The following is a 26,915-nucleotide window of genomic DNA, read 5'->3' as shown; positions in this document are numbered from 1 at the left end:
CAGAATGTAGACTTATACAGGTAAAGTAATCGCGCACATGGAGAGGGTATGAAACGCAAGCAATCCATCGAGCAGGTACGCTGGGACCTGGCACTTCGCTATCGCCTGATCGAAACCGTTGCCTGGTGGGAAGGCCGGCTGACCACGGGCCACCTGATGCAGAGCTTTGGCATCAGCCGCCAGCAAGCGTCGAAGGACATCAATACCTACATCACCGAGCATGCGCCCGAAAACTTGACGTATGACAAGCAGATCAAGGGCTATGTACCTAGCGAACAGTTCGAGCCGCTGTTCATCGACAACAGCGCCAGCGCTTATCTGCACCTGCTGTACCAGAACAATGAACGCGCCCCGCACATCGACGGGTTGGCGCTGGCTTATGCGCATACTCGGGTGCTGGAAGTGCCTGATCGCCCCATTCGGCCCGAGGTGCTACGCCCCTTGCTCAAGGCCTGCCGCGAAGGCCGGCGGCTGGAAACCGAATACGTGTCCTTCAACACTCCCAACGTCGAGGTGCGCCTGATCGCCCCGCACACGCTGGTGTACACCGGCATGCGCTGGCATGTGCGGGCCTACTGCGAAAAGAACGGTCAGTATCGCGACTTCGTGCTCAGCCGCCTGCGTGGGCAGCCCGATTTGCTCGACGCATCGCCGAACACACGCGAGCAGGATGAAGACTGGAATGTCGAAGTGCCGATCATCTTCGAGCCTGATTGGCGCTTGAACGCGGCGCAGAAGGCAATCATCGAAACCGACTACGGCATGACGGATGGGCAACTGGTGGTGCCCAGCCGCAGGGCATTGGTGAAGTATGTGTTGCAGCGGTATCAGATCGATCACCGCAACATGGCGATACTGCCCGAGGCCCAGCAACTGGTGGTCAGCAACCTCCAGGCGCTGGACCCGTGGTTGATGAAGTACTAGCGCCCGGATGTCGGGAGCAGGGGCAATGCCCGCCACGCTGCGGCCGCCACAGCATTGCCCCTCGCCTTACCAGCTATAACTCAACTTGGCCGTAACCTCCCGCCCCGGGTTGTAATAGTTCGCCGTCCCCGACCCCACCACATGCTGTTCGTCAAACAGGTTGCTCACATTCAGTGCAAGGTCTGTCCCCTTGGCAATCTTGTAGTTCAGCGCAGCGTCGAACAGTGTGGTGCCGTCGCTTTTCTTGGTGTTGGCAGCGTCCATGTAATAGCCACCTACGTACCGAGCCCCCAGACCAACGCTCACATCCGTGTTGGCAATGTCGTAGTAGCTCCACAGCGAAGCCGTATGCTTCGGCGCCACGGTGAATTCCTTGCCCTTGAGCGAAGTGCCGTCATACAGCGCACCGCGCAGCACCTCCGTTTCCATGTAGGAATAGGCACCGATCAGGCTGAGGTTTTGCGTGACTTGCGCCTTGGCTTCCAGGTCCAGGCCACGTGCACGTGACTCACCCACCGTCTGCTGCTCGATGATGCCGCTCGGCAGCACGACGGCGATGGTGACGTTTTCCTGGGTCAGGTCATAAACGGCAGCAGAGAACAACGCATCCATGCCCAGTGGCGAGTACTTCACGCCCACTTCGTACTGCCTGCCGGTCTGCGGCGTTACGCCAACCTGCGGAGGCGAAACCGACTCCACCATGCTCACGTAAGTGGAAACTTCATCGTTGACGATGTACGTCAGCGCGCCACGGTAGGAGGTTTCAGAGAAGTTGTCGCTTTGCTTGTTCACCCCGCCGACGTACTCCGTGCTGGACAGGTCCATGGAGTCATTACGCACACCCGCTGTTGCGATCAGGCGGTCGTAGAAGGACAGGTTCTGCTGCAGGAACACGGCCTTGGTGGTGGCGTCGTTTTTCTTGCGGGTATAGGGCGTAACACCGCCCGGCACGCCGGTGAATACCGGGTTGGCGATATCGATGGAGGGGGCCAGGCTGTAGACGGAGCTCTGTTTGGTGCTCGAGTCGAGGTATTCCACACCCACCAGGGTGCTGCTGTCGATGTGCTCGAACTGGGCATCGTATTGCAGCATCAGGTTACCGTTGAGCTGGTCGGCATCGCTGTCAGTACCGAATACATAGCGCGGTATGGTGGTACCCACCCGCGAAGCGCTGTCGCTCAGGTAGACATAGCCAAAGTCATCGCTCAACTCGCTGTAGCGCAGGTTACTGCGCAGCGTAAAGCCGTTGTCGAAGTCGTGGGTGATGTTGCCGCTGAGGCTGGTGCGCTCGACATCGTGGAAGTTGTAGCCGGGCTCGCCGTAGAAATCGCTGCGGTCGTATTCCTTGTCCAGTGGGTAGCCACCGCTGTTTGGCGAGCTGTTGGTCTTCAGGTAGTCGAGGATCACCGTGGCCGAGGTGAAGTCGGTAGGTGCCCAGGTCAGGCCACCCATCACGAAGCGGTTGTCGTCCTGCGAATGGTCGTACTCGCGGTCGCTGTTCTGCATCTTGGCAGTGAAGCGGCCGGCCAAAGTCTGTTCGTCGTTCAGGGCGTCACCCACATCGATGCCGGTCTCGGCATGGTCATAGGAGCCATAGGTCACGTAACCCTGGCCAAACTTTTCGAAGCGCGGCTGCTTGGTCACGAAGTTCAACGAGCCCCCCGGGTCTGCCGGGCCGAACAGGGTGGAGTTGGCGCCTCGCAGAATTTCGATGCGCTCGTATGCGTAAGGGTCTTCGCGCACACCCCGCATCGAGCTCAAGGTCAGGCCGTCACGGTACGTGGTGGCCTGAAAGCCGCGAATCTGGAAGTAGTCGTTGCGGTCGTCCGAGCCGTAGAAGTCGCTGACCACGCCAGGGGTGTATTGCAGCGCTTCTTCCGTGGTGCTGACACTGCGCTGCTGCATTTCCTTGCTGGTGACCACAGACACGGAGGCTGGCGTATTGAGGATGCTGGTCGCCACCTTGCCACCTACCCACAGTTCCTTGGCAACCACCGAGTTGATGTCGTCATCGGCACTGGCCTTGACCTTGGAGTTGATGATGATAGGCGCAAGGCGATAGTCCTCGGTCGCACCGAGCTCCAAAGGGCCGACAGGCTTTGGTTGCGGCACCACCAGGTAGGCAGCAGGGCCTTGCTGTTCAAGCTGCAACTCGGTCCCTTGCAGCAACGACGACAATGCCGACTGGGTATCCAGCGCGCCCTGCACCCCTTGGGTGTTGCGGTTGGCCACGTTCTGCGCTTCAAAAGAAAGGCTGATCCCCGCCTCCCGCGCAAAGCGGTCGAGTGCCGGCGCCAGTGGGCCGGCAGGAATGTTCCACTGCTTGAGCAGGTTGCTGTGGTCAGCGCTCGAAGGCTGCGCCAACGACGGTACCGCGTAAGTGCTGACAACCAGACCAAAGAGTGCGGCGTGCAGGGCACGATTCAATGGGGTGCGCTGTGAAACCGGGGAAAAACTCATTCTCTCGCTCCGTGTCGGGGGTCGGCTGACTGGCCTGTAATCCGGCCTTATCTACACAAGCCGAACGAGAATGAGAAATCACCTCATTAATTTTTAAAGCAGCGCCTTTGTAGCATCGCATACATCATTCGGGAACAAATCTCATCGTGCCACCCCATCGGATTCGGTAAAGTCCGCAGGCTCAAGGATCTCTGGAGCTTCAAGAAATGGACTTCAACGCAATCATTAGCCAGAACTGGGCAACCCTGAGCTGGTTCGTCCCACTCGTCATTCTTCTGTTAATCCTCAAAAGACCGGAAACCAAAGGCTACCTCGGCGAGTTGCTGGTGCGGTACTTCGCATGGCTGAAACTGGACGAACACACCTACCGCCGACTGCACAACATCACCTTGGACACACCGGACGGCACCACTCAGATCGACCATGTCTTCGTCTCGGTCTACGGCATCTTCGTGCTGGAGACGAAAAACATGGGGGGCTGGATTTTTGGCAGCGAGAATCAGGCACAGTGGACGCAGAAGCTGTACAAACGCACCTTCAAGTTCCAGAACCCGCTGCGACAGAACTACAAGCACCTCAAAGCACTGGAAGCGACACTAGGCATAAGTGCCGAGCACTTGCACTCGGTGATCACCTTTGTTGGCGACAGCACCTTCAAGACCGAAATGCCGCCGAATGTTACCCAGGGCAGCAAATTCATTCGCTACATGAAGTCGTTCCAGCAACCGGTCTTCAGCGAGGCCGAGGTTGATGCCATGCTGCAAGCACTGCAAACCGGACGTCGAGCCCCTACCCTTGCGACTCATCGCGAGCATGTGCAGAACCTAAAACGCCGTAGCGACCCGGACGCAGAACGGCAATGCCCAAAATGTGGCAATGCGCTGATTGTCAGGACCTTCAAATCAGGCGCAAAAGCTGGCCAGCAATTCTGGGGCTGTTCGGCATTCCCCAAATGCCGAACCATGCAGGGTTTCTGACCGTAACCCCCCTAACACTATTTCGTCGGCTCCTGATACTGGTAGCGCTTCGCAAGCTGCCGCTGCATCCCCTCCACAAGTCAAATAAATGTGCCTGCCGCGCCAGCCCCATGTGCTGGCGCCTCCCCACAATCACTCGAAAATAATGGCCAATTGCCCTCGGCTTTTCTTGCTTCCAACCTGTCAAAAAGTTGATACGCCAACATTTTTGATAGAGAATAAGAAACAGGATGCATTTTAGCGTATTTCAGTATGCTTTAATCGAGTGCAGGGAATGGACGAATACACAACCTCCGACGCGGGCACACCGCCGATCGACCAGCTTGACCTCACGGCACATGGCGTTCTTGGGCATTTCGCCAAGTCGTCGCGCAATGCCCGGCTGGTGAGTTTCCTGATGACCATGGACCGCCTTGACCGGTGGGCAGTGGATTTCGATGAGGATGCCCCCGCTCAGCAGTTCGAAATCCAGTTACTGATGCAGGAGATCCAGGCCTTCGTCGAAGCGTACGCGCGCGCGCTGCACCAGGTTCCGCAGCATTTCGCCGAACTGCTGGCCCACCTCACCTCTTCGCGCTGCATGTACCTGGTCCGGTATGTCGCGCAACGCAACGAAGCATTCACTGGGGCGCTGGCGCCACTGCTGGCGGGCGATTTGTCGCAACCCGCAGCGCTCATGGCTTTTCGTCACCGGCTGGATGCCTTCAGCAAAGCTCACCTGCTCAGCGAGATTTTCTCCGGGGAGCGGCTGCGCGAGATATCACAGATCATGGAGAGTTACGCAGATGTATAACGGACGGCTGAACCCTGTCGCTGTGGCGGTAGGCAAATCTGTGGGCAAACGCGCAGTCCTGGGTGGCGTGCTGGGGGCCTGGCTGATGCTGGCCGGCCCAGCGTTCGCCGCCACCAGCAGCCTGGGCGATACATCGAGCAGCCTGATTTCGCAGCAAGACTCCGTGGTAGCCGATGCGATCAAGGCCGATGCGCAGGACTGCGCCGATGGCACGAAGCAGGGGACGATTGGCGCCTCCATCAACGATGCGCTGAAGATTCATACCGAGCTGGCATCGGCAACACCGAATGTCGAGTCTCTGTTCAGCGCCACGGCAGATTGCTTCGGCGGCCTGAGCAGCCTGTTCGACCTGTCCGGCTCTATCCCGAGCCTGGGTAGCATCCTGGCTTCTGCACAGGCTGCTGTTCTGCAGTACGCACAGAAAAAGGTCTGTACGGCAATCCAGCAGGTTACGTCGATGGTCACCAGCCCGATCAACCAGGCCATTGGCAAGGTCAGCAGCGGCACTTCGCTGGGCGACCTGAATGGCCTGACCAACGGTTTGGTCAGCAAGGGCATGACCTCGCTCGACCCGAACCTGGGCAGCAGCTATCACAACGCAGCTGCCGGTTACGAGGCTACCTACACAGTGGATGTAAACCCGTTCAACTATGTACAGACCGACTTCGGCGGTGGAGCCAGCACTGGCGGTGGTACAACTACAAGCAACGCAGCGACAACCAATACCGTAGCGCCTGCAGCCAGCACCTCGTCCGGCACCTCCTCAAGCAGCACCAGTAGCGCGCCTTCCAGTTCGAGCAGCGGGTCCTCCAGCTCGGCTGCCGGCCTGTTCAACTAAGAGGGGCAGGCAATGAAGAAAGTCGCGGCTGTTCTGGCCGTTGGTCTTGGCCTTGGCGCTACGGCACTGCCTGCACAGGCACTGTCCTGGGCTTCGGTGCTGACGTTCATCAGCACCATGCAGACCGAGATGAGTGCCTGGTCGGTAACGGTCAAGCAAACTTCGCTGTCGGCCAACGTTGTATCGCAGGTGGACAGCGATTCGAAGAAACAGCTGGCCAACGCGGTAGGGGCCATCGACATGTCCGACCGGGTCATGAAGGCTGCAACCACGTTCGACTCCGCAGTCGGGCAGCCGGTCAGCATCAAGTGCACAGCCCAGGAGCAAGGCAAGCTGTTCGTCGAAGCTGTCTCACAGCGTGACAAGGATACCGCGCGGCTGATGGCCACCTACGCTTCCCAGCGTGTCGGTTCCAAGGCCGCTGCGGACCAAGCAACCCTGGCCATGCACCGCGATACCTATTGCACCGTGTCCGAGGCCAGGCAGGGTATGTGCTCACTCAATGCCAACGGCATGCAGGGGTGGGACACCGATTACGCCGGCCCCTTCAGCGAGAAAACCCTCGCCCCTGAAGGCGAGGCTGCAGCGTATGCCTACACCGCGATGATCACCGATCAACGTGCAGAAGCGCACATCGACTGCACCTCGGTGGCGTGCAATGCAGCCCAGTCGCAACAGCTTGCCGATTCGGCGATGAGTGCGATGGCGGCCAATTCTCTTGTAGGGCAAGTGACGGACCGTCGCGTGCCAATGCTCACAGGGCAGTGATATGAATTTTCGGCTCAAACTGGCCAGCATTGTCGTAGGGTCGACGATGCTTTCGAGTGTTTCCTACGGCGCCCTGTACGGTTTCGGCCCGGCAGAAGCCTGGACGATTGCGCAGATAGAGCTCCTGACTGGCACGGTCTCTGCCAACATTGGTGCCTTTGGCACGAGCTTCGGCAGTCAGATGACGTACAAGTTCGAGCAGATCATTTCGGCAGTGGCCATTGCCACCAAGCAAGAGGCGCTGTCTGCGAACGTGGTTGCAGACAACAACCGGCAAACCTCCGAGCAGTTGGTCAACGCTGTCCGCGCCCAGCAACAAAACTCGGCCGTTGCCCAAGCCTACCTCGACTTCAACGCCGCGACCGGCCAGGGCTTCGACCCTTGCGGAACTGTGGCGAAAAACAAGTCGATGGACATTGCCTTCAGCACCATGGCGGCCAAGGCCAAGGCATCGGTGGGTGAACTGGATGCGTCCCCGGGGCGCCTGGTCAGCTCGACGGGCCAGGCCATGCAGCAACGCCTCAAACAGCATCGCGACAAGTTCTGTACCGAGGCGGAGGCAAACGCCGGTCTGTGCTCACTCAGTACGTTGCCCGGCGGGGACACGAACGCTGCCTTGCTGTTCGAACCTGCGGAAGAAAACTCGCTGACCACCGAAGCACGCACGGCCTATATCCAGCATGTCATCGGCCCGCCCGACCAGGCACTGACCAAGGACGCCGGCGCGACACCGGCCGGTGAAACCTACATGATGCAGAAAAACCGCAAGGACTCGATGCTGTCGATACCAGCCTACAGCCTGTCGATGATCAATGCCGCCAACACCCGTAGCAAGGCATTCGGCGACAAATCGCCCAATGAGGTGCTCAAGCTGCGTGTAAACCAGTACTTCGGCGGCAAGGAAGCGGAGCAGTGGTCGGGCAACCTGGCGCGCCAGACCCAGCGTGGGCTTTTGATGGAGGCCGCCAAGATGGGTGGGCTCGAGGTCTGGATTCATCAGCAGCAGTACGAGCAGAACCAGCGCCTACTGGCCAACCTGGCAACATTGGTAGTTGCCTCTTCCGATAGCCTCGACGCCACGCTGGAAGCGCGGTACCAGAAGGTATTGTCTGAAAACGCTGCACGGTCGGTGAAGTGAGGTCGCCATGAAAAAGGAATTCGACGAAACGCGCGAGGCGCGCAAATGGAAGGTGTCGTTCGGCGCTTCACTGGCCCTCACCTCCACACTCGCCTGGGCCTATTGCCCTCCTCAGTACCAGGAAAACACCGTGGCTCCGGCGTTCACGGCTGCCACCCAGGCGCTTAACGGCGCAGTGTCCGCGGTCGATGCATCCCTCTCGGCCCTGCTCGAAACCGAAAGCCAGCGCCTGACCTCCGCCATTGCAGTCATGACCAAGCAGAAGGCACTGGCAGCCAACACCGTCGCCGAGGCCGGGCGCAATGCGGCCCAGCAGACAGCCACCGGCCTCAAGATACTGGCCCAGACGCAACGGGTGAAGCAGGCGCGGTTCGACTATGGCGGCGAATTTGGCCAAGGCTTCTCGCCCTGCAAAGTCTTCTCGACCCGAACACTGATCAGCAACCGCGATGCCGACATGGGCACCGAGGTTCGCCAACGGGTCAAGGCAGAGATCGTGGCCGCCCCCGGGACCTACGCCGAACCGATCAGCGCCCAGACAGCGCTGATAGAGGCGCGCAAGCCATTTTGCACCCAGGACCAGGCAGATTCGGGCCTGTGCAAATCGGTGGGTACGATGCCGGGCGCCGACCTGACCGTCGCCACCTTGTTCGAGCCTGCCATGGAAAATGAAACCCTGTATCAGGCCAAGGTCGGGTTCGTGAACAACGTTGCCGGCCTGCCTGACGGCCCGGTGCCGACATCGGCGGGCCAATCGTCCGCCGCCGAGGACTACGCCCTTTCCAAGGCCCGGAAGGACGCGCTGATTTCACCTGCACTTTCCAGCCTCAAGGCAATCCAGCTCGACTACTCGGGCGTTGAAGGCAAGGAAACAGGCACCGACCTGCCCTTGGCGGTGCATTTCCGTAACGAAGTGAAGCGCTACTCCGGCAACACGGCCGAGTACGACAGCTGGGCACGGGTGATGGCCGCACAGAACGAGCGCGGCGCATTGGTCGAGCTGCTGAAGATCAAGGCACTGGACCTGGCCATCCAGGAAAAACAGTACCGCCAGTACGAAAGCATGGAGGCCCAGCTGGCATCGCTGGTGTCGATGAACGTCAGCACGGCTGGCGGACAGACCAGCAAAGCATCGACAGATGCGGCCAGGCAAAACATGCAGCAAAGCGTGAAGTGACGGAGCACCAGGGATGAGAAAAACGATCTTGCGTGGCGTTGTGACCTTGGGGCTCATGGCCGGCGCTCACATTGCTGTTGCAGATACCTGCATGGTATCGCCGACCGACAAGGAAATTGTTTCTGGCCGTTTCGGCAAGTTTCGGGGCGGCGGCGCCGGCAACTTTGGCTCGGCCAACAAGAAAGCGCATATGCACGATGGCCTGGACTTCTCCACCAGCGGGGCTTCGCAGCCGGTGTACGCCACTACCGAAGGTGAAATCACTTTCGCCGGGTTGCGTGGGTCTGCAGGTAACGCCGTACTGATCAAGCGGGACAATGGCGATATCGTCGCCTACTACCACCTCAGCGGCTTTGCCAATGGGGTAAAACGCGGGGCCAAGGTAAAACCCGGCCAACAGTTGGGTCTTTCGGGCAACACCCCCAGCAGCTCGATGACCAAGCACTTGCACTTCACCTACGGCACATCCAGCAAGGACACAGCACGGGCCAAGGCGTTTTCCGAAAACGCACAGCGCGGCCCCTTCAACCCAGCCCAGCTACCGCCGGTGTTCAACCGCCAGGACGGGATTGGCTGGAAGACTGACCCGGCCCCCTATTTCTGCCAAACTTACGCCATTCAGGACGGTCACCCGGAGCACTACCCTATTCTGGGCAAGGACACCAAGGCGCAGCACGAAAAACTTTTCGGCAATGTACCTTCTGGCGGCGTTGCGCCAGACTCCACCGCCGAGCCCGTGCAAGTGGCAGCGGCAAACGCCGATGCAGCGCTGGCAGAAGCAGATGGAAAAACACCTGCGATGTACTTGTCCGACTCCGATGGCTATGGTGCCTTGCCGACAGCCCCCATCGGTGGTTACGACGCCATGTCGGTTTCGGAAATGATAATGACCGAAGCCACCCGACGGTTCAGCGATGCCGAGTGGAACAACAGCATCACGCATGTTTCCAGCCGCGCCCTGTGGGTGGACTACAACCGGGCGACAGGTGTCAGCAATTACTTGGCGGAAGCGATTTATCGCAAGAAGGAAAAAGTTGAAGCATTACTTGCCGTTTACGCGTCGCAGAAATTGGCAGGTCAAAGGGCACAGACCGATTGGGCGCATGACCGCGCCCAGCAAGGAGCTGTGTCCAGATCCATTGAATAACGCGGCGCCCACGAAAGGTAAACACAGATGGAACCCAAAGACCTCAATAAGCCTGATCAAGCCGTCGCTGATTCTGCTGCCGGGCAAACAGCCCAGCCAGGGCGGAGTTATGCAGGCATTTTGGTCCATCATGGCGCAGCACCCTTGAACAAAGACGGTGTCAGCGAAAACGTTTACAGCATCACCCTGAAAACCGCTGAAGGTAACCTGACCTTCCAGGACCCTGCGCTTGAGCGGGCCATGAGTAGCACGCCCACGCAATTGGGCGCCCCCCTGCGCCTGGATCACAGGCAAGGAACCTGGAACGTGCAAACGATCGATGCTGCAGCCCTGAAGGCATTCAACGCCGAGGCGGGCAAACAGCAAACGCCGGGGACTGCACAATCACCCGTCAACACCGCTTCACAAGCTGCTGCTGAAATTGATCCAGGCGCGCTCGATGCGCTGATGAAGGTAGTAGGCGAGATGAAGGCCAAAGGTGCTTCACTCGACCCCGAGGAAGTGCGGCGCATCAATGAGTCGCTCAATGAGCACAAGGATGTTGCAAGCGCCAAAGAGGCCCAACAGCCACAGCACCAGCCAAACGGCACAGAGTCCCTGCTGCGTGGCAGCGCCGAACTTGTGAGTGGCGTAGCCTCGCTGACCGGGGCCGCCCTGCAAGGGATCGGCAAGGGTGCAGGCGCCCTCGCCGATGCCTTGCAGGGGGGGGCGAAAACCCAGGATGCCAACACCGCACCGGCGCCAGCGGTTGCCGACGAATTGACTGGTCGTGTGCAGGTCCTTCCTCGCCTGTCCGAATACCGGGTGGACCAGGTCGAAAAAGCCGCCAGCAACTACGAAAAGGCCCACACGGCTTTCTGGAATGCCCAAAACATGCCGCAGGTTCGTGAGCAGATCGAAGCACGTGCCGAGCAAACCGGCCTGACCGTGCCCGAAGTGATCGAGAAGATGAAACCTGACGGTGAATTCACCGACTTGCACGAGGCATTTGTGGACGCCGTCGGGCAGTCACCTGACGCCCAAGACCAGAAAAAAGCCATGGACAAGGCCCTCACCGGTTGGACCCGGCAATACGGGCGTGCGCAGGAAGAGTTGCTGAACCCCGAAACCGAAGGCAATCCGCATTACGACAAGCTCAAGAATCGCCTCGAGACGTCCAGTGACAGCATCCATCGCAATGCGGCGGACACACCTGCATTCGAAGGGGAAACACAATCGCACCTGGAGCGACTGCAAGAGTCCATGCAGCGCATCTTCGAGCGACTGAAAGAAATGGTGAAAGGGATCGTCAACCTGGTACGCAACAGGCCCGGTGGTGGTTCGCAGGACAACGACATGGCGCCATGAGGCCCGCATGCTGCCAGGCCAGTCGATGCCGAAATGAGCCATGAAGGCAAACGCATTCATCCAAGCAAGGAGAACGGAATGACCGAGTACAGCAGCTGGAAAGAAATCACCGCCACACCGGAGGCCCACCTGGACTTCCTGCGGGTAGTCGATGCCAAGCTGGACGAAGGCCTGGGCGGTAAAAACCTGTATGAAAAGCTGGCGAAGGAGATCACCGTGGACGGCAAGCCCTTCAGCCAGGCCTTCCACCTGAACAACCTGGAAAACCACTCGACCAACTGGGATACCGACGAGACCCCGGACCCGGTGAAGCTTGAAATCGTCCAGCTGACCTCGAAAATCAAGGATGCCGACCCAGGGTACGACCTGGCTCACTTCACCGTCGGCTACGAGTACATGATCAGCGAAATGAAAGAACGCGGCGTGGAAGTGAATGCCGGCCTGGACCACAGCGACCCGGCCCCCTCGCACCGTAGTGGTTCGGACTACGAACCTGGCATGTGACCCTGGAGGCGCCCGTGAAAGCGATCCTGCCACTGGTGTTGGCGTTCAGTGCATCGGCCCTGGCAAGTACTGCTCAAACTCAGGCCCCTCCCGCAGGGGCTGAAGAGCAATGGCAAGAGCTACCGCGCAACACCACTATCTATGTGCCCGTGCCGAAGCAGGTGACGCCGGTCTCTGCCTACCGTTCGTGTGCCAATCGCTATGAAGGTGAAAGCTGTGATTTTTCCACGCCGCAGCAGGGCGTGATCGAAGGCACGTGCCAGGCGCCCGAGGTACGCCAACCGCCTGCCTACGGGTATCAGGTGCAGCAGTATCCGGCGCAGGTGCGCACTGCCTTGGTCTGCGCACCTGTCGACGCCCCAGGTAGCCCAGACGCGCCAGCCAACCCTGGCCACGAGTCGCCCTACCCGCCTCCAGCAACCCCACCCGCGGATCAACCGCTCCCATAGCCTGGCAAGGCCCTCGATAAGTGCTGGCCCTGCCCGAGGGCCTAAAGCATTGGATCGGAGCCCTCAGCGTCCTGCCCTGGGGCGACGGACTGCTGCATCCTCAAAATGAATTGCTGGGTTTCGGGCAACAGCTTCTGGAACACCTCGTCCAGTTCCGGGGCAACCTGGATATCCCCGCCTCGTAACCCATGGGCAACCTGGTTCTGGTAACGCTCAACAAAACGCTGCCGGATGTGCAGTGCCTCAGGGGTATCGTCGGCGACGAGCTCCTCGAGCAGCCCTTGCACCGCCTGCATGAACACCAAGCTGCGCTTGTACTGCTGGTCTCGCAACCTGGACTGCTCGAGCGCTGCTGCATAATGCTCATCCATTACCTCAACCCTTGCCTGCAACAAGTCATTGGTGCTTTGCAACGCCTCGAGCGCTTCCGACATTCCAGTCCCCTGCCCGCTCGCGGCGTGCTTGCCTGCCTTGGCGACCTGGGAGAGCTGCTGGTACATCAGGTCGATCATTGTCTCCTGGCGCTCGACAACGGCCCTTAGCTGCACTGCCTCCTCGAAATACTGCCGGACGTAGCCCCTCAGTGGCTCCAGTTTTTCATTGGCACACGCCGCACCGGCGTCCCACCCTTGCGAATAGCCGTGGGAATGCCCTTCATCGAAACCCTCCTTGCGCCCTTCCTGACGCCCCTGGCTCCGCCCGACATGCAGGTTGGAGATCGCATGGTCAAGCGACCCGGTATAACCGCCGTCCAGGCCGCCACCGCGCCTGCCCGCACCCCAGTTGTGATCCATTTGCTACCTCCTTCGATCCGCATGTCGTCATGCATGCCCACCGGCAAAGCCTGGTACAGGGCAGTGCGGTTACCTGGTTGTTCTGATTTCGGCCCCGGCAGCCTGCTGGGCATCTGCCTGGGGCAGGGCGAATTCAGTCAGCCTGTGAAGGGCAACCGCAACCCAATCCCCGCCAAAGCGCTCATCTTCCAACACCGATTTGAGGGCAAGGATTGGAACGCAGTGCCTGCCGTCACCTTGGACATAAAATGCAGCCAGCCATTCCGGCAGCAGGTGTTTCACCTCGTCATGGGTTTCTACAGTGAACATCAACGCAAGCATTCCGGGCATGGCCTTGACCTCTCGACTAGGCAGTGCGTCGGCCAGCCAGAACGCCACCTCACTCAACTGATGGGCCTGGACTGGCAGCAATGCCACCACCTTGCCTTCCTCACTGTCCACCACGATACCTGGCTCCAGCATGAGCGTTGCGGCGTCGAAGGTTAGCCTACCTTGGCGAAGCGGGAGCGACTTCAGAAAATGCCCCAGCAGTGTGTACATCTCGAACGCTGCCGGAATGTCTTTCTGAATGGCAGGCACACTCTTGGCCATTACCCCGACGAAACCACCGCCCGATTGCTCGAAGACATCGCCACTGATGGCCTGCGCCACAAAAGCTTCAAGTTCGTACAGCGAATACATGCTCAAACTCCCTCACACCGTCTGGACTAGACTGAACTTCAACCTGCCGACAGGTCCAACTTTCCGTTGTTTGTTTTTTGTATGTGTGCAGCCCAGACCTCATAGGAAGTACTCATGACCCATCCGTTTCACTGTGCATTTCACCCAGCGCCCGGCAATGTCGGTGGCGTGCTGAACATTGGTCCCGCCTCGGTCAGCATCGACCTCGAAAACCTGCGCCTGTTCGCCAACGTGGTCGCGCAGATCGAAAAACGGCGGGCAGCCGGCCCGGCGCGATCAGAGATTCTGGGTGAATGGACGGGCAGTGAAAGCATTGACTGGGCCCATATCGGCTTTCATTCCTGCCGCGAAAGCTACAGCCTGCGCTACAACGGCGTAGCCTGGGAGGCACCTGCAGACGCTACCATTGCCGCTGCCGCCGAGGCGCGACTGTTCCTCGACGACATGCGCTTGCAGGCCTGACTTGCAGGCATGGCCCCGCCGCTATCGAGCAGGGGCCGCACTTGCCTGGTACTGGCCGAAAAACTCGAACTCAACCCGGCGATTGGCGGCGCGGCCACTCGCGGTCTCATTCGAGGCAATGTAGTCGCCCTCTTGTCCCTCGGCACTGATCTTCGCTGCCGCCACACCGCGCCGCACCAGATATGTTTTTGCGGCTTGTGCCCTCAGCAAGGCAACACGCCGATTCGCCTCGACCGTGCCGACGCTGTCGGTAAAGCCAATGATCTTCACCTGTAGCGCGTCCTGCGCAGAGCGCACCAGAATATCGCCATCCTCGGCACTGGGGTTGAAGCGCGAGTGGCCAAAGGCGAAGTTCAGGGTCATGTGGTTGATCGAAGACTGGATCTGGTCCTGCCGCGCCCGAATCGCCAGCAACTCCTGACGGCTACCATTGGCATCGGCCTCTGCTGCTGCCAGGCGAACCCGCAGGCTCTGGATCTCGACGTTCAACGCATGGATGGTTTGCTGCATCTGCGCCGTATCAACGCCCTGGACAGTAGATGAGTGGTAGGGGACCGGCGCAGCAGCGCTTTCTACTACCTCGAACCCCGCCAAAGCCCTCGGGGCGAGTACTGCCGACATCACGGCCAGCATCAGCGGCAGCACCCGGCGAGGGGTGGCAATAATGGTGCTCATACATCTCTCCAGTACCGCAAGATCAGGTAAACGATGACGGACCAGGCATACCCCAGCATCAGGGTAAGCATGCCTGCCAGCAAATAGGTGCGCAGCGGGTCGACGGCATCCTGGCCAAGTGGCTGCAGACCGGGCACCAGCGTGGCCGGGAACCACGCGAACAGAAGCGCCACCAGCGGTGCAAGCCAAAGGCCCAGACGCAGCCTCTGGTGGTCACCGTCGCGCGTCCACCATGCGTACCAGCCCAGGCTGAGCAGGTAGGCGGGCAGCAGCATCACACTCAGCAACAGTGCAGACAGGGAAAGCGCAGCGGCATAAAAGCGTGGCGAACCTTCGGCCATTTCACCCATCAGGGTTGCAACGACTGCGATGGCAAACGCAACAAGTGCCACCAGCAAAGGCACCGACAACAGCCACAAGGCGGCGCGGCGATCGCCAACCAGCCTCAGGCCCGGCACCACGGCAAGTGGAGGTAGCGGGTAGGACATGCCATGAAACTCCTTGTAAGGGCCAGAACGCCAGGTTCCAGTACAAACGTCTGTGCAACCGGTAACGAAGGGTACTCGCCAGCGCTCGACATCCTGTCAACTGTCAAAATGACCTATCAGAAAAATGTTTATTCTAATGGCTAGTATGAGTTTGAGGCCCTGTGCCGTCAAGGTTTGAATCCCTGCCATAGGGAGGCGCTCACTTGACCATACGCAAGGCGTAGCGCAAACTCACACCATACAAAAAACGTTTTTCTAACAAGCTAAATTGATAGCAATTTGTCTTCCAGAAGGATCTGACGCATGAAAGCCCTGCAACTCGCCCTGCCGCTGCTGGTTTCGCTCGCCTGCTCTACAGCTCATGCCGCAAAGATCGACCAGTCGGAGGCCAGGGCACGTCTTTCCCAGGTGCTTACCTGCGAGCGCAGCGTATCGCCCGAGCAGTTCGAAACCCTGATCCACGCCGCCGACGGCAAGGCCATCGTGCAGGCTTCGGATTTGTCCGACGGCGAATACACCGTTCCCAACCCAGTGGATGTTTTCGGCCGCGCCATCACTCGGCTATCGATGCACCCCGGCTCCAATGGTGAAGGCGACTTCGATACTTACGCCGGCGCATTCACTGGTGAAAGCATCCAGACCGTCGCCAGGCTGGCCGACATCCCCAAGGACCAGTTCGGCGATTACAAGAAGGAAGTTGGCAACCACGACCTGTGGCTCTACGTCGATGGCAACGACACCTACATCAGTTGCTCGAACAACATGCGCACGGTAGCCAAAACACTGAAACGCACGGCACGCGAGGCGGCGGACGCCGTAAAACGCGTCACACAGTAATACCCAGCGCCGACTGGCGCCGAATGGAGTCACACCATGAGTTTCAGAACACTGGCTGCAAAGTTCCTGGAAACAGTCAAGGACGACCTGGGCATCCCCGCCCGGCTACGCAAGGTGATTGCGGATACGCCGGGTATTCGGATGCGAGTGGATGACACCGCTGCCGTCATCGCCTCATCCAGCGTGGTGCGCTGGCATGAATGGCCTCATGGCCAAGGCAGCGAGAAACGCGGCGAAGTCAGGGGCTGGCGCACCAGCGGCGGCCATTATCAAAGCGAGCACCGGCACATTCCGGCGCTGGCCCGACTGGGCAAGACCGAAACCTCGGCAGGATTCAACTGCGACATTGGTGACGTCACTGGCCTGTCCGCCTCCAAATCCGAGCTGTACCGTTTTTTCTCCATGCAGCAGATGGCTGAACAGGCCTGCCAGCCGTTCATCCGGGATGTAAGCCAGGAAGGGCTTGCGCAAAACCTGCGCTGGCCTGAGATCGGTATCGTTCGTGGCAGTAGCGACTTCCTGCTCCAGTACAGCTGGGACGATGGGCTGTACCTTGCCAACAGCGGTGGCTCGCACCATTTCGTCGCCGCCCGGCATATCGCCGGCCAGTTGCAGCAACCCGTTGCGCTGCAAGGTCGCCTGGTTCGCCACGGCCTGGATGCCGAGGCTGCGGCTCAACTCAATGATCAGTACGCCATCTACGCCATTGCCAAAGATGCGTTTTTTGCTGAAGCGCTCGATGCCCTGCGCGACTTCAGGGCCACCCACTACTGGGCAGACCTGCCGCAGCCATACGACAACGGCCTGGCGATCTTCCTGCCAAGAGACGAAGCGCGCTCACGCAAAGTGGCAGAAGTCTTCGCCAGCGAAGGTTTTACCAATGTGGGCGACGTGGTGGTGGAACTTGCTTCCCAGGGCGCAGCAGCAGAGCGCCGGCCCCGTCAGGATGAGATGCGCCTGCGCATTGAAGCCTTGCCTGAGCTGGAGGCGAAAGCCGGTGTCGCGCACCTGTTCGGCAAGCACGCCGCAGCCCGTCTTCGCAACGAGCTGGCAACGCAAGTGGATTGGCAAGCCGTGGAGCAGGCGACCATGGACGAAGCCTTTGGCGTTCATCGGCTCGACGCCCAGAGCGTTTACGATGCGCTGGCCCGACACAGCCCTGGGGCCACCTCCGGGCACGCGCTGAACACCCTGCGCGCTACTGTGGACGGCTATGCCAGGCTTCACGAGCGCAAACTTGCCAAACAGGCAACGCCCGACGCACCGACCCCTGACTGACAGGCCTCACCAAGGCGCGAGCGAGCAATGTCATGCCGGCCTACACCGAGCAATACTGGCCGGCCAACTGGTGAATGTGCTCCGCCGATTGCGCCTGGGCCTGGGCCTGCTCGCAGGCCCATAGCAGCGTCCCAGCATCGGGCACATATGCCTCACCGCTCGCCTTCTGCCCCACGAACCAAAGCGCACGCATGACAAACAGCGGATCACTGCCCAGCCGCTGATCATCCACTGCCTGCAGGTGGCTGACCAACGCCTGGAGCGCCTTGCCCAAGGCTTTAGCCTGGCTGAACTGGACCAGATTTCCCAGTTCTTCCGGCTTCATGGAAGGATGAATGGTCAGCGGCGTGCAGCGCTCGGAATCGAGCAAATCCCAAAACGTCACGCCGTCCTTGCAGACCATCCCAACGCGGCGACCACCCGCCATGTCATCGACCTCGATGAAAGTGCCTGGCTGGTATTTGTGGATTTTCATCTTCTAGCCCTTACCGATTGACTGACCGACCACCGTCGGCAACAGGTGCATTCTAAGCAAGCGGGCAACAAAAAACCTTAAGGCCAATGCTTGCAAACACCCGTATTACAACAGTGCCAAGCTTCGCTTACTCACGGCTCGGGAGCGCTCCGGTGCGCAGTGCGCTCCAGCTCAGCAGATTCAGGGCGGGCAACCACGCACCGGACCGATGATTTTCCATCCGCACCTACAAGCTCGTAGCCGTCCTTCAACAGCCCTTCCGGTCGCCCGGAAATCCACTCCGCAGCCTGCCTGAAGCCGTCGTAGAGGAATCCGGCCTGTGCCGCCGGCGCAACATGCTGCATATCTATCGCAATCAACACGCCGCTCTCGATGTCGAACGAAGGCACCTTGTGCACGGCCTCCAAGGTACCCACCACATTGCCGTTGGTGTCGTGCAGCATGAATGGATCATCAATATCCAGAGGCGCTCTGGCAAGTGCACCTATTGCGGCATCAGCGACAATACGGCTGGCCTCGTATTCAAAACCCAGATCAGCAAATGCTGATGAGCTTCTGGAGTCGATTTTCACAACTGCGTGGCTGGCCGTTAGCCCCGGCTTCGGCACAGCAACCGCTTCAAGCCCCAGCGTTTGCAGGTATTCCTTTTCAGGCTTCGAGTTCGACATTAACTCGGAAAGTTCCGATACCTGAGCCAAGGCCACAATTTCTGGCTTCACACCCTCCGCGGCCAACTCATCGAACAGTTCCGCCCGCGCTTGCTCAAGGGTGACTGGAGCCTCGGCACGCTCGAACATCGCATCCTTGAGTTTGTCTCCAAGCCCGCAGAGCAACTGCCCTACCTGCTTGCCCACCCGCTGGACAGCGAGCTTGCCGAGACTGTCATCGTTTTCGAAAATGACTTTTCGGCCCTCTACAGCCTGCGCGAACGGCTGACTCTGCCGTTTGGACTTGTCAAACGTACCGCGCTGAAAGAAGAACGGTGTATTGTCAATCACCTCAAGCGAGCCATCCGGGTTTCGCCTGAACGCTTCATTGCCCTTTCTGAGCCGCGAATCGATCAAGGCCTCCTGCACCCGTTCGAGGTCTTTGATCAGCACATTGTATTGCTCGACTCGCTGCCTATCTTCTGGCAGCAGCGGCTGCAGCTCCACGCCAGCGGACACCAGCGCCTCGTACATGACCGCCAGTGGCCCGGCCGCCAGCACGTCATTACGATAACCGCCGCCTATCTGCGAATGTGCCCCTGCGAATTTGAGCTCTGTTATCCGGGAGTTGTCGCTGTTTCGCAACGCGCTGGTCAACGGGAACGTATCGCGGTACTCATTCATCGCGATCAGGTGTGTGGTCGAAGCGACGTTCTCGTGAATAGCCAGATTCTTCGCCACATGGCTTTCCGTTTTCGGGTTGCCATAAGACGCGACAGTATCGAACAACCCCAATTTGTTGATACGCGCCTCTCCGGGCGGGATCAGGTACTCGCCCGTTGCTTTCCACTGGTCATTGAGCATCGGCACGCCGCGCTCGATGAACACATTGGCCAGGGCACGGGCCTGCGCGGCACCACGGCTGAAGCCAACCACATTCACATCGACCTGGAATTCCGGGTTCTTGTTGTGAAACCGGACAAGGGTTTCATAGGCCTGCTCGATCCGGTTCTGGCTGCCGCTGCCCGTGGCACCTTCGAACATGGCCTTGGGCCCTTGGACTCTCTGGCTTCCAACCCCGTCGAAGTAGATCTTTTCCGACAGCCCATAATGCTGCCTGCCCTCGTACTTCAGCGCCACGTGAGCCGAATTGCGGGCAAGGTTGGTCCCCTGCGCACGGTCCCGCTCGTAAAGCCGGGCAACATTGGTATGGGTACCCTTGGGCTGGTCATTGTCCTTGTTGTTGCCCGTACCATCAAAGTACACCGTGACGTGCAATGAATCGCTCATGCCATATCCCTATGAACAAACGTCGGATCAGTCCGCATTCAACTTCAGAATGTGATCGCGTATGGCAAACCCGGCCTGGTCGATGAGCGGCTCCCAGAACTCACGCCCCCTGGCCATCAACGGCGACCCTCGCAAAGCGTCTGCCGATGCACGCAGTGCCAGCACCCCGAACTCTTCGGCCATACTGATGATGCTGCGCTTGCGCCTGTCCAGGTTGTCATACGGTTTCTGATACCACGTCGCGATCTGGTACTCGACACCCTGCTCTTCGAACTTGGCGTACAGATGAGAGACCAGGGCAATGATGGTTTCGCGAATCAGGCCAGGGTCGACGCCCTGTGCTTCCAGGAAGGCTTGGGTAGGTATCTGGGCAACCGCCAGCAGGTCTTCGTGGGTATAGCCCGACATCGGCGCAAAAACGCCATCCGGCAACTCCGTATCGGCGCCTGAGTCTTGGCCGGTGTTTTCATCATCTTGCATGAAGGGCTCCAGAACAGATCAGCTCATGAAAATGAGCGCAGGGAAAAGGAAGTTGATTGCATGCCAGGTCAATCCATATTCAAAAACGGTGTGCTTTCAGAAATCCAAGTTTCTAGGGCACATTCGAAGGCGTCTGCATACGTCGCGCTGCAGCATGATAAAGGAGCGTGAAGTCGCCCTTCGCCTCCAGTACTTCGCCATGAAAAACCGCAGAAACAAAGGGGGCCACCCTGAAAAAGTCAGGCAGCACCGCGGGTGCAGTGGCGTGAATGGGGAAAATCGGGTTGGCGGGCGCAGCCAACTGGAACGCATAGCCAAAGCTACCCAAACCGACGCGCTCGGACAGCGACTGGGCAATGCACAACACCGCCACCAGGCCAATTTCCGCTACATCATCGGCATATAACTCCCCGCCGTCATAGATGAACTGCTCACCACGCACGATGGCCTGATCGGCCAGGCCGGTGAGAAGCCGTCGAAGCTGGTCTTCCAGTTGATTCTCAGCCATGCGAAGTCTCCGCCAAGCGATCCGGGTTGCGTATCAGGGTGCGCACACGATTGCGCGTCTTCGTCCAAGACAACCAGTGGCGCGGAAAATTCCCGCCGACCGATGGCGATGTGCCAGCCAGCCCTTCACTGGCCCTCTTCATCGCCATCCTTGGCGCTTTCCGAGCCGGCACCCGCGGGGAGCGAGGTGTCATTGAACTGTCGATTATCGGAGCCGGCACTGCCCGCCCCTGCCTCCGACGTGGCAGTCTGATCGTCATTTGCACGGCTCCCTGCAGGCGCCGAGCCCCCCTTCAGCGAATCCTTGAATGCCTGGATTCGAGCGTCTGCGCCTTCATTGTAAGCGGCCTTGCCTTCGGCACCTGCCGTCGAAAAGGCCTGCTTGTAGTCGGCTCCCGCAGCAACTGCAGTAGAAGCCATGCCTGCCCCCGCTGTCAGCGCACCATTGGCAACAGCATCACGCACTCGCCCCCCCAAGGAGGCCGAACCAGATTCGCGGAATGACTCCACGCCAGCACGCCCGGCGGACAAGGCGACGCTACCTGCCCTGCCCAGTGTCCTGCCGGTAGCGGCAGTACCCCCCGTAATCGCCCGCCCCAACGCTACACCGGCTGCCTCACTGCGCTTTTCACCCAGCGTGCGCTTGTCACCCGATTCTGCCTGGGCTTTCGCGCCCGAGTCACCGGAAGACGAGCCCCCGACACCCTGCCCGTTCGCGCTGACCAGCGCCGCATTACCACCCGAACCACCGCGAGACCCGCCCCCTTTAGGCCCACCACCTGGTGAATTGCCGTCTGGCGGTGGCAGCCTGCCTTTGTCATGCCCCAGGCGCATGCCTGTACCGGACCCCTGTATTCCAGCACCCACCGAAGCCATGCCACCACGCATCTGGCCAACGGCATTGGTCTCCCCCAGGTCACCTATGCCTGCACCAATCCAGCGCAGCACCTGGTCAGGCAATGTCTGGGGCAAGCCGAAGATCATGTACAGCACGGGCAACAACGTCAGCCCGAAGACCATGAACCACCAGGCAAAGGTCAGGAATTCCGAAATGGCACCCACACCACCTGACGAGGACACCACAGCACCCCGCATGGCGAAGAAGCCCTGGGCGATGTAGTCGATCACCGGGTCAGACACCAGCACCGCAGCAAACAGGCCAAGAACAGCCAGCGCAGGGCGAGCGAACAGCGAAAGCAGCAACAGGTAGCCCTGCGTCTGGGATCCCACGAACGTTCGATCCGGCGTCATGTGCATCACCGCCCACAGCGGCGCAGCAATAATCGATTGCAGTACAGCAAGTACCCATCCAACAAAGACGATCATGAACAGCGTGTAAGGCAAGCTAGGGAGAAAGACTGCAAAGTAGAACGCCAAGGGTTCGATATAGGATGCCATCAGGGCGAGTTGCTTGACTGGCACCGTCAATACCCAGTCCCAGAGAGGGGTGACGACCTTGTCCAGATCAAGCCCGTTACCCAAGCCCTTGACCGATGAAAGCGCGCCTGCAACCACCCGTATCGCTGTGCCGGCCGTCTTGATAGCCACATCGGCCACAAGAATGCCGGCGCGCGCAACGGTCAAGTAATCTCCCACACATTTCATGCGGTTCATCGAGCCGCCCATCTGCCCGGCCGTGCCGCACAATGGCGTCTGCCCGTTGCTGCCCGCCCCCGTTGCAATCTCCACCACGTTCAGCATTACGCCGTTGACGAACGATGACATCTTGGAGTCCATGTCAGCTTTCAAAGAGCCGACATTGATATCGCTGTTGGGGTCCTTGGGAATGAGGCTGGCTATGTCCTCCGGCTTGGACGTGGTCGATTGCTTGTACCCGGGCTTCTCTTCCGCCTTCTTGTCGATTGCCTCGGTGACCGTGGTTACGCTGTGGGTCAGCAAAGACGCCCGAGCGTCGGCAGGCAATGCGCCAAGGGAGGGAGCGCTGACCGAACCGACCGGCTCTGACAGCACGCCAGCAATCTGGCCGCGGACCATGCCAACACGCTGGAACCATCCGCCCGCCGCAGCCCAGCCATCATTCGTGAGTGTATCCAGGAAGTCCTTGAGGCCACCTTCCACATCGCCTTTGTCACTGTTCACCTGGGAGTACAGCTGTGTCGCGACCTTCTGTTCAGCCTCGTTCACGATGACATTGAACTGGTCGGAGTCCACTGCGTCCCAGCCCGAGTCGTTGATAGTCGCAGGCCAGGTACTCACCCAGCTGTCCAACTGTTTCATCATGCCCGTCGCGGCTTCACGCTTCTTGCCCTGCACGTTCACCCGCAATGACTCAAGCGCCGTCTCCATCGCCTCTGTCTGGGGCTGTGCCGCGTAAACCGCCACCTTCACGGTGCCACAAAAAGGCGCACCGCCTGCCAGGTTGGTAATTTTGTTGCGGTCCTTGATCTCGAAGATGTACTCGGTGCGGCCATTTGTCGTGACGAGCTTGTCCTGGGACGACTCAGCCCTGACCTCAGGGGCTGCACCGGACGCCGGGTTGTTCGCATAGATCGAATTGGCCGCCGTGGCGCAGTACGTCGCTGCCAGGTAGCTGCGGGCAAAATCGCGCAACCCATAGAAGTTGCCCGGTGAGTTGACCCCCTCGACGATACCGTTCGGCGACAGGACGCCCATGGCCATCCCCGCCTTGTAGGTGCCGTTGGCAAAGCCGACGCCCCACAGGGAAAACATCAGGACAATGAGCTGAATGAATGAAAAACCGCTTGTCGTCGGCAGCAGCACAGCGCCACCCGCCACGATCCGCACAGGCGTCCAGAGCGAGGACCAGCTCTTGCCCATCGCCTCCCCATCGTTGGCCGTGTTGGTTACACCCATCACGGCAACGTAGGAAACGATAAGCGAACCGATGATGAGGATTCCGCTATTGAAGAAGCCGAACATCGTCGCGAGGATGTTTGCGCTTGCCTGCACAGTGTTGGGGTCGGTGCCATTGACCAAGGTATCGATTACCGGGCCAAAAATCCTGCCAAGCATCTTGACTGACTGGTCGCTGCAGTCGCTTGGATCGCTGCACGGTGAAAACGGCATCTGAGCCATTGGGAATACCTACCTGAATCGAATAGCGGACGGTTGATCTAAATCGTTCGCGACGAATTCCTTTGGAATGCTCCGTCGTCCTTGAGTTGAGCGGCATCAGCCCTGCGCGTGCTGGCCTGCACAGGGGCTTGCAGCCTGAGCCATGGTGCTGACCTACGAACCATGATCCTTCAGATATAAAAAACATGGCAATCTTAAACCACAAATCGTCAAAAAATCAAAATATTGATACGAAAGAAAATTAACAAGAAACGGTAAAGACTTGATCATCACGACAAGGCGGGAACTGACAGGGAAATTCGGGAAGCGATAAAATCCAAAAAAATGACGCAATAAAGCGTCAAAAACACGATAAAAGTGGAAAAATACAGACAACCTGTTTTCCGCGCATATCGCTCGCCCCGTCAGCACAAGTAACTTTTCGATACCTGGAGAGGTGCTTATCACTCGACCTTTTCTGGAAAATTCCGCGTGACACCCCCTCAAAAAGCCGCTCAATCGGCTTTGTAAAGTTGTGTAAATAGACATTTCACCTACTGGCCAGCGCAGCAGGCGAGCGGCATGATTGGCGTCAACCCCCCATTTAATGGGCGAATGAGCTTACCCATCGCCTGACGAACATTTTCCAGGCACAAGGCACCCAGCCGTCCAAGGGATACCTTAAACCGCCAGAAAACCGATTTATCCGACTCAAGCACAAGAAAAATAACAGTAAAAATGCTATGGTCACTCAAGCAGCGAACCTCGAGGCTCGCGGCGGACTGGCGACTGAATCGGGCACGCTCAAGCCCTGTGAACAAATGACGGACATAGATGCAGCTATCAATACGTGATGCGAGCCGATTCGTGATCGGCGCCGGGTTAATGCGCGAAAAAGCGATCGAGGCCTCGGGCAACCCTGCAATCAGTTTTGGCAACGTAGCGCAAGCCGCTCTGCGGCAAGGCCCCGACGGCCAGAAAATCCGCCAGACGATCGACACACTGGCCGACCAGGAGTCTGCATACCTGCGCGCTACACCCCCCCACACCTTGAGCTCAGATCGGGTAATGCAAAGCCGGGAAGCCGAAGTGAACGTATTCACCGCTATCCACCGTGCCGTGATCGGCAGCGTAAACCTCGAAGCGGCCAGCCCATCACGGAAAAGTGGCGCAGAGGCCGATCTGCACCAATCACTGCTCGACGCATTCGAAGCGATCGACAACACGCCTGGCTCGCGGACAGATCGGGAAGGTTTGCTTGCCAGCGTGCGCGAGCAGGTAATTGCAGCCTCTTCCGATGCCGACGGCATGAAGCGAATGCTGCGCGACAGCGAACAACGCTACCTGGCGGCCGATCTGGACAAGACCTTCGCCCGCTATGCCAACGCATCATTGCCACGCAGCGAGAGCAGCAACGACTACAGCATGTAAGGATCACAGGCCATGCCGACTGCACAGGCGTTTCAGAGCTTCACCGCTTCCGTATTTCCTTCTCAATCGACGGAAACCGTCATCGCCAAGCAACCCGTACTGGCCGAATACGGCCGCGAACTGCGTAACGCCATCAGCCAACTGCCGCCAGAAGCAACACGATCGCTACTGGGCGAATATGGCCAGGCATCCCCAGCACTCATAACGTCAATCGAGGGCTCCATTCTGGATCGCGAATTTGCCCACGAACGCGCTGCCCAGCAGGCAGACGTCAGCCAGGACTGGCTGACCGCTGCCGATGCGCACGGTACAGGGATCAATGAGTCAGCGGCAGCAGCAGACGACACCTGGAACATGAACCCCTAGCCACAAATGCAGGCACAAAAAAACCGGACCAGCGTCCGGTTTTTTTGTGCCTGCCATCACCAGCAAAAGGCCGGCGAACTCGCACCCTATCGCGAAGCAGTCTTGAACTGCCGGGTACTGTCCTTGCACCCCATGGATGCAACAGTGAACAACACCTCATACCGCGTGTATGCACTGGCAGAAATGTTCGATGGCCTAGGCCCCTTGTCCACGGTCTTGCTGTACGCAAGCACCGCATCGCACGCGATAGCATCCACGACCTGGTTGCTGACACTAGCCGCACGCTGGCGCATCCCCAGCTCGAACTGCGCATCATCCAGAACAACCGGCGTACGCGCTGGCGTGGTCGCCAATGCAGCGTAAGTCCCTTGGGTTTCCCCCAGCAAACGTACGGCAATCGTGATAGCGCCACCGTTCTCGATCCGCGGATACCCGGCAAACCGCGCAGTGAACTTATCCGTAGCCGCCAACTGGCTTACCGTGCGACCCACCACTTTGGCCCAGTATTCATTTGGCGGATTGGACGGCTCATACGCTGGCGCCCCTCGATCATAGGGCTTGCCCGCCATCCTGAGCTGCTCCTGGCGCAAGAAGTAGCTGGAGCGGCATTTGTTACTAATCTGCGCCTCCAGCGGCCGACCAGACTTTGCGCTGTAGAGCAAAGCAGATGCGCATTGCAGCTCGAACTGCCCGTTGAGGTACAGTGGCTCACCGGTCCCCAACGGACTTATAGTGGGAATAAGGTTGACCGCCCCACCACCGGCCCCTCCCGCAACCCCGGTCACAAGGGCATTGGGCATCATCGAAGTCAGCGAACTGACAGCCTCGTCCGAAAAGCGAATCTTGGTGGTCCCGTCCGGCATCTGCTCGGTGGTTACACAGCCTGCCATTGCCGCAGCCGCCAGCAGGGGCAGGATGAGTTTGCACTTGGTCATGCTCGTGTCCT

Annotated in this window: 27 protein-coding genes; 16 read left to right on the top strand and 11 right to left on the bottom strand. The window is 59.2% G+C overall.

From position 1 onward, the window contains the following. Positions 1 to 48: 48 nt before the first annotated feature. The gene (locus D906_RS08930) at positions 49 to 924 is read left to right on the top strand and encodes a WYL domain-containing protein (protein WP_027614904.1); all 876 of its coding nucleotides are present in this window, start codon (positions 49 to 51) and stop codon (positions 922 to 924) included. A gap of 66 nt (positions 925 to 990) precedes the next feature. On the opposite strand, the gene D906_RS08925 is transcribed toward D906_RS08930, so the two are convergent. Then, on the bottom strand, positions 991 to 3,384 hold the full coding sequence (locus D906_RS08925) for a TonB-dependent siderophore receptor (protein ID WP_027614903.1): 2,394 nt from the start codon (positions 3,382 to 3,384) through the stop codon (positions 991 to 993). 206 nt (positions 3,385 to 3,590) lie between these two features. Here D906_RS08925 and D906_RS08920 point away from each other — a divergent pair, with 206 nt between their 5' ends. The 10 genes from D906_RS08920 (at position 3,591) to D906_RS08875 (ending at position 12,522) form a co-directional block, all read left to right on the top strand. Then, positions 3,591 to 4,361, top strand: a complete 771-nt coding sequence (locus tag D906_RS08920; RefSeq protein ID WP_027614902.1) for a nuclease-related domain-containing protein — start codon at positions 3,591 to 3,593, stop codon at positions 4,359 to 4,361. A gap of 274 nt (positions 4,362 to 4,635) precedes the next feature. Then, a complete protein-coding gene (locus tag D906_RS08915; protein WP_019097439.1) occupies positions 4,636 to 5,154 on the top strand; it encodes a hypothetical protein in 519 nt (172 codons plus the stop codon). Then, positions 5,147 to 5,992, top strand: a complete 846-nt coding sequence (locus D906_RS08910; protein WP_019097440.1) for a hypothetical protein — start codon at positions 5,147 to 5,149, stop codon at positions 5,990 to 5,992. Before D906_RS08915 ends, D906_RS08910 begins: the two co-directional genes overlap by 8 nt. A gap of 12 nt (positions 5,993 to 6,004) precedes the next feature. Then, positions 6,005 to 6,760, top strand: coding sequence for a hypothetical protein (locus D906_RS08905; RefSeq protein ID WP_019097441.1), 756 nt, complete (start codon positions 6,005 to 6,007; stop codon positions 6,758 to 6,760). 1 nt (position 6,761) lies between these two features. Continuing rightward, a complete protein-coding gene (locus D906_RS08900) occupies positions 6,762 to 7,898 on the top strand; it encodes a hypothetical protein (RefSeq protein WP_019097442.1) in 1,137 nt (378 codons plus the stop codon). A 7-nt stretch (positions 7,899 to 7,905) separates the two neighbouring features. After that, entirely contained in the window at positions 7,906 to 9,075 is a 1,170-nt protein-coding gene (locus tag D906_RS08895) for a hypothetical protein (protein ID WP_019097443.1), read from the top strand. Between the two features lie 55 nt (positions 9,076 to 9,130). Next, the gene (locus D906_RS08890; RefSeq protein ID WP_232062873.1) at positions 9,131 to 10,222 is read left to right on the top strand and encodes a M23 family metallopeptidase; all 1,092 of its coding nucleotides are present in this window, start codon (positions 9,131 to 9,133) and stop codon (positions 10,220 to 10,222) included. Between the two features lie 144 nt (positions 10,223 to 10,366). Continuing rightward, a complete protein-coding gene (locus D906_RS08885) occupies positions 10,367 to 11,569 on the top strand; it encodes a hypothetical protein (RefSeq protein WP_177325370.1) in 1,203 nt (400 codons plus the stop codon). Positions 11,570 to 11,647: 78 nt separating this feature from the next. Beyond that, entirely contained in the window at positions 11,648 to 12,073 is a 426-nt protein-coding gene (locus tag D906_RS08880; RefSeq protein WP_019097447.1) for a hypothetical protein, read from the top strand. Between the two features lie 14 nt (positions 12,074 to 12,087). Then, positions 12,088 to 12,522 (top strand): hypothetical protein, encoded by a 435-nt coding sequence (locus tag D906_RS08875; RefSeq protein WP_019097448.1) that lies wholly within the window; start codon positions 12,088 to 12,090, stop codon positions 12,520 to 12,522. 41 nt (positions 12,523 to 12,563) lie between these two features. Here D906_RS08875 and D906_RS08870 read toward each other — a convergent pair whose 3' ends face one another. Both D906_RS08870 and D906_RS08865 read right to left on the bottom strand, forming a co-directional pair. Next, the gene (locus D906_RS08870; protein ID WP_025754284.1) at positions 12,564 to 13,316 is read right to left on the bottom strand and encodes a hypothetical protein; all 753 of its coding nucleotides are present in this window, start codon (positions 13,314 to 13,316) and stop codon (positions 12,564 to 12,566) included. Positions 13,317 to 13,385: 69 nt separating this feature from the next. Beyond that, a complete protein-coding gene (locus D906_RS08865) occupies positions 13,386 to 13,997 on the bottom strand; it encodes a hypothetical protein (RefSeq protein WP_019097450.1) in 612 nt (203 codons plus the stop codon). A gap of 114 nt (positions 13,998 to 14,111) precedes the next feature. Between D906_RS08865 and D906_RS08860 the strand changes: the two genes are divergently transcribed. After that, the gene (locus D906_RS08860) at positions 14,112 to 14,459 is read left to right on the top strand and encodes a hypothetical protein (protein WP_019097451.1); all 348 of its coding nucleotides are present in this window, start codon (positions 14,112 to 14,114) and stop codon (positions 14,457 to 14,459) included. A gap of 21 nt (positions 14,460 to 14,480) precedes the next feature. On the opposite strand, the gene D906_RS08855 is transcribed toward D906_RS08860, so the two are convergent. Together D906_RS08855 and D906_RS08850 are read right to left on the bottom strand one after the other, a co-directional pair. Next, entirely contained in the window at positions 14,481 to 15,134 is a 654-nt protein-coding gene (locus tag D906_RS08855) for an OmpA family protein (protein ID WP_027614899.1), read from the bottom strand. After that, positions 15,131 to 15,622: a hypothetical protein gene (locus D906_RS08850; protein ID WP_019097452.1), complete on the bottom strand. Its 492-nt coding sequence runs from the start codon at positions 15,620 to 15,622 to the stop codon at positions 15,131 to 15,133. The genes D906_RS08855 and D906_RS08850 overlap by 4 nt, the downstream gene beginning before the upstream one ends. A gap of 303 nt (positions 15,623 to 15,925) precedes the next feature. Between D906_RS08850 and D906_RS08845 the strand changes: the two genes are divergently transcribed. Together D906_RS08845 and D906_RS08840 are read left to right on the top strand one after the other, a co-directional pair. Continuing rightward, entirely contained in the window at positions 15,926 to 16,459 is a 534-nt protein-coding gene (locus D906_RS08845) for a hypothetical protein (protein WP_019097453.1), read from the top strand. A 36-nt stretch (positions 16,460 to 16,495) separates the two neighbouring features. Continuing rightward, a complete protein-coding gene (locus D906_RS08840; RefSeq protein ID WP_025754288.1) occupies positions 16,496 to 17,737 on the top strand; it encodes a DUF6685 family protein in 1,242 nt (413 codons plus the stop codon). 40 nt (positions 17,738 to 17,777) lie between these two features. On the opposite strand, the gene D906_RS08835 is transcribed toward D906_RS08840, so the two are convergent. The 5 genes from D906_RS08835 to D906_RS08815 all read right to left on the bottom strand — a co-directional run bounded on the left by D906_RS08835 (position 17,778) and on the right by D906_RS08815 (position 24,193). Next, entirely contained in the window at positions 17,778 to 18,212 is a 435-nt protein-coding gene (locus D906_RS08835) for a hypothetical protein (protein WP_027610084.1), read from the bottom strand. Positions 18,213 to 18,343: 131 nt separating this feature from the next. After that, positions 18,344 to 20,149, bottom strand: coding sequence for a DUF2235 domain-containing protein (locus D906_RS08830; RefSeq protein ID WP_027614898.1), 1,806 nt, complete (start codon positions 20,147 to 20,149; stop codon positions 18,344 to 18,346). A gap of 27 nt (positions 20,150 to 20,176) precedes the next feature. After that, complete coding sequence (locus D906_RS08825) at positions 20,177 to 20,629, bottom strand: hypothetical protein (RefSeq protein WP_019097457.1); 453 nt, start codon at positions 20,627 to 20,629, stop codon at positions 20,177 to 20,179. 112 nt (positions 20,630 to 20,741) lie between these two features. Further along, positions 20,742 to 21,137: a hypothetical protein gene (locus tag D906_RS08820; RefSeq protein WP_019097458.1), complete on the bottom strand. Its 396-nt coding sequence runs from the start codon at positions 21,135 to 21,137 to the stop codon at positions 20,742 to 20,744. 125 nt (positions 21,138 to 21,262) lie between these two features. Then, complete coding sequence (locus D906_RS08815) at positions 21,263 to 24,193, bottom strand: DotA/TraY family protein (protein ID WP_025754291.1); 2,931 nt, start codon at positions 24,191 to 24,193, stop codon at positions 21,263 to 21,265. Positions 24,194 to 25,039: 846 nt separating this feature from the next. Between D906_RS08815 and D906_RS08810 the strand changes: the two genes are divergently transcribed. Further along, positions 25,040 to 25,603: a hypothetical protein gene (locus tag D906_RS08810; RefSeq protein WP_232062831.1), complete on the top strand. Its 564-nt coding sequence runs from the start codon at positions 25,040 to 25,042 to the stop codon at positions 25,601 to 25,603. Between the two features lie 12 nt (positions 25,604 to 25,615). Further along, the gene (locus tag D906_RS08805; RefSeq protein ID WP_019097462.1) at positions 25,616 to 25,969 is read left to right on the top strand and encodes a hypothetical protein; all 354 of its coding nucleotides are present in this window, start codon (positions 25,616 to 25,618) and stop codon (positions 25,967 to 25,969) included. A gap of 86 nt (positions 25,970 to 26,055) precedes the next feature. Here D906_RS08805 and D906_RS08800 read toward each other — a convergent pair whose 3' ends face one another. Further along, positions 26,056 to 26,904 (bottom strand): hypothetical protein, encoded by an 849-nt coding sequence (locus D906_RS08800; RefSeq protein ID WP_019097463.1) that lies wholly within the window; start codon positions 26,902 to 26,904, stop codon positions 26,056 to 26,058. Between the last annotated feature and the right edge of the window lie 11 nt (positions 26,905 to 26,915).

It is taken from the genome of Pseudomonas sp. LAIL14HWK12:I1 (genome assembly GCF_003202095.1).
Taxonomy (GTDB): domain Bacteria; phylum Pseudomonadota; class Gammaproteobacteria; order Pseudomonadales; family Pseudomonadaceae; genus Aquipseudomonas; species Aquipseudomonas monteilii.
This window is presented reverse-complemented; position numbering and strand designations above follow the sequence as displayed.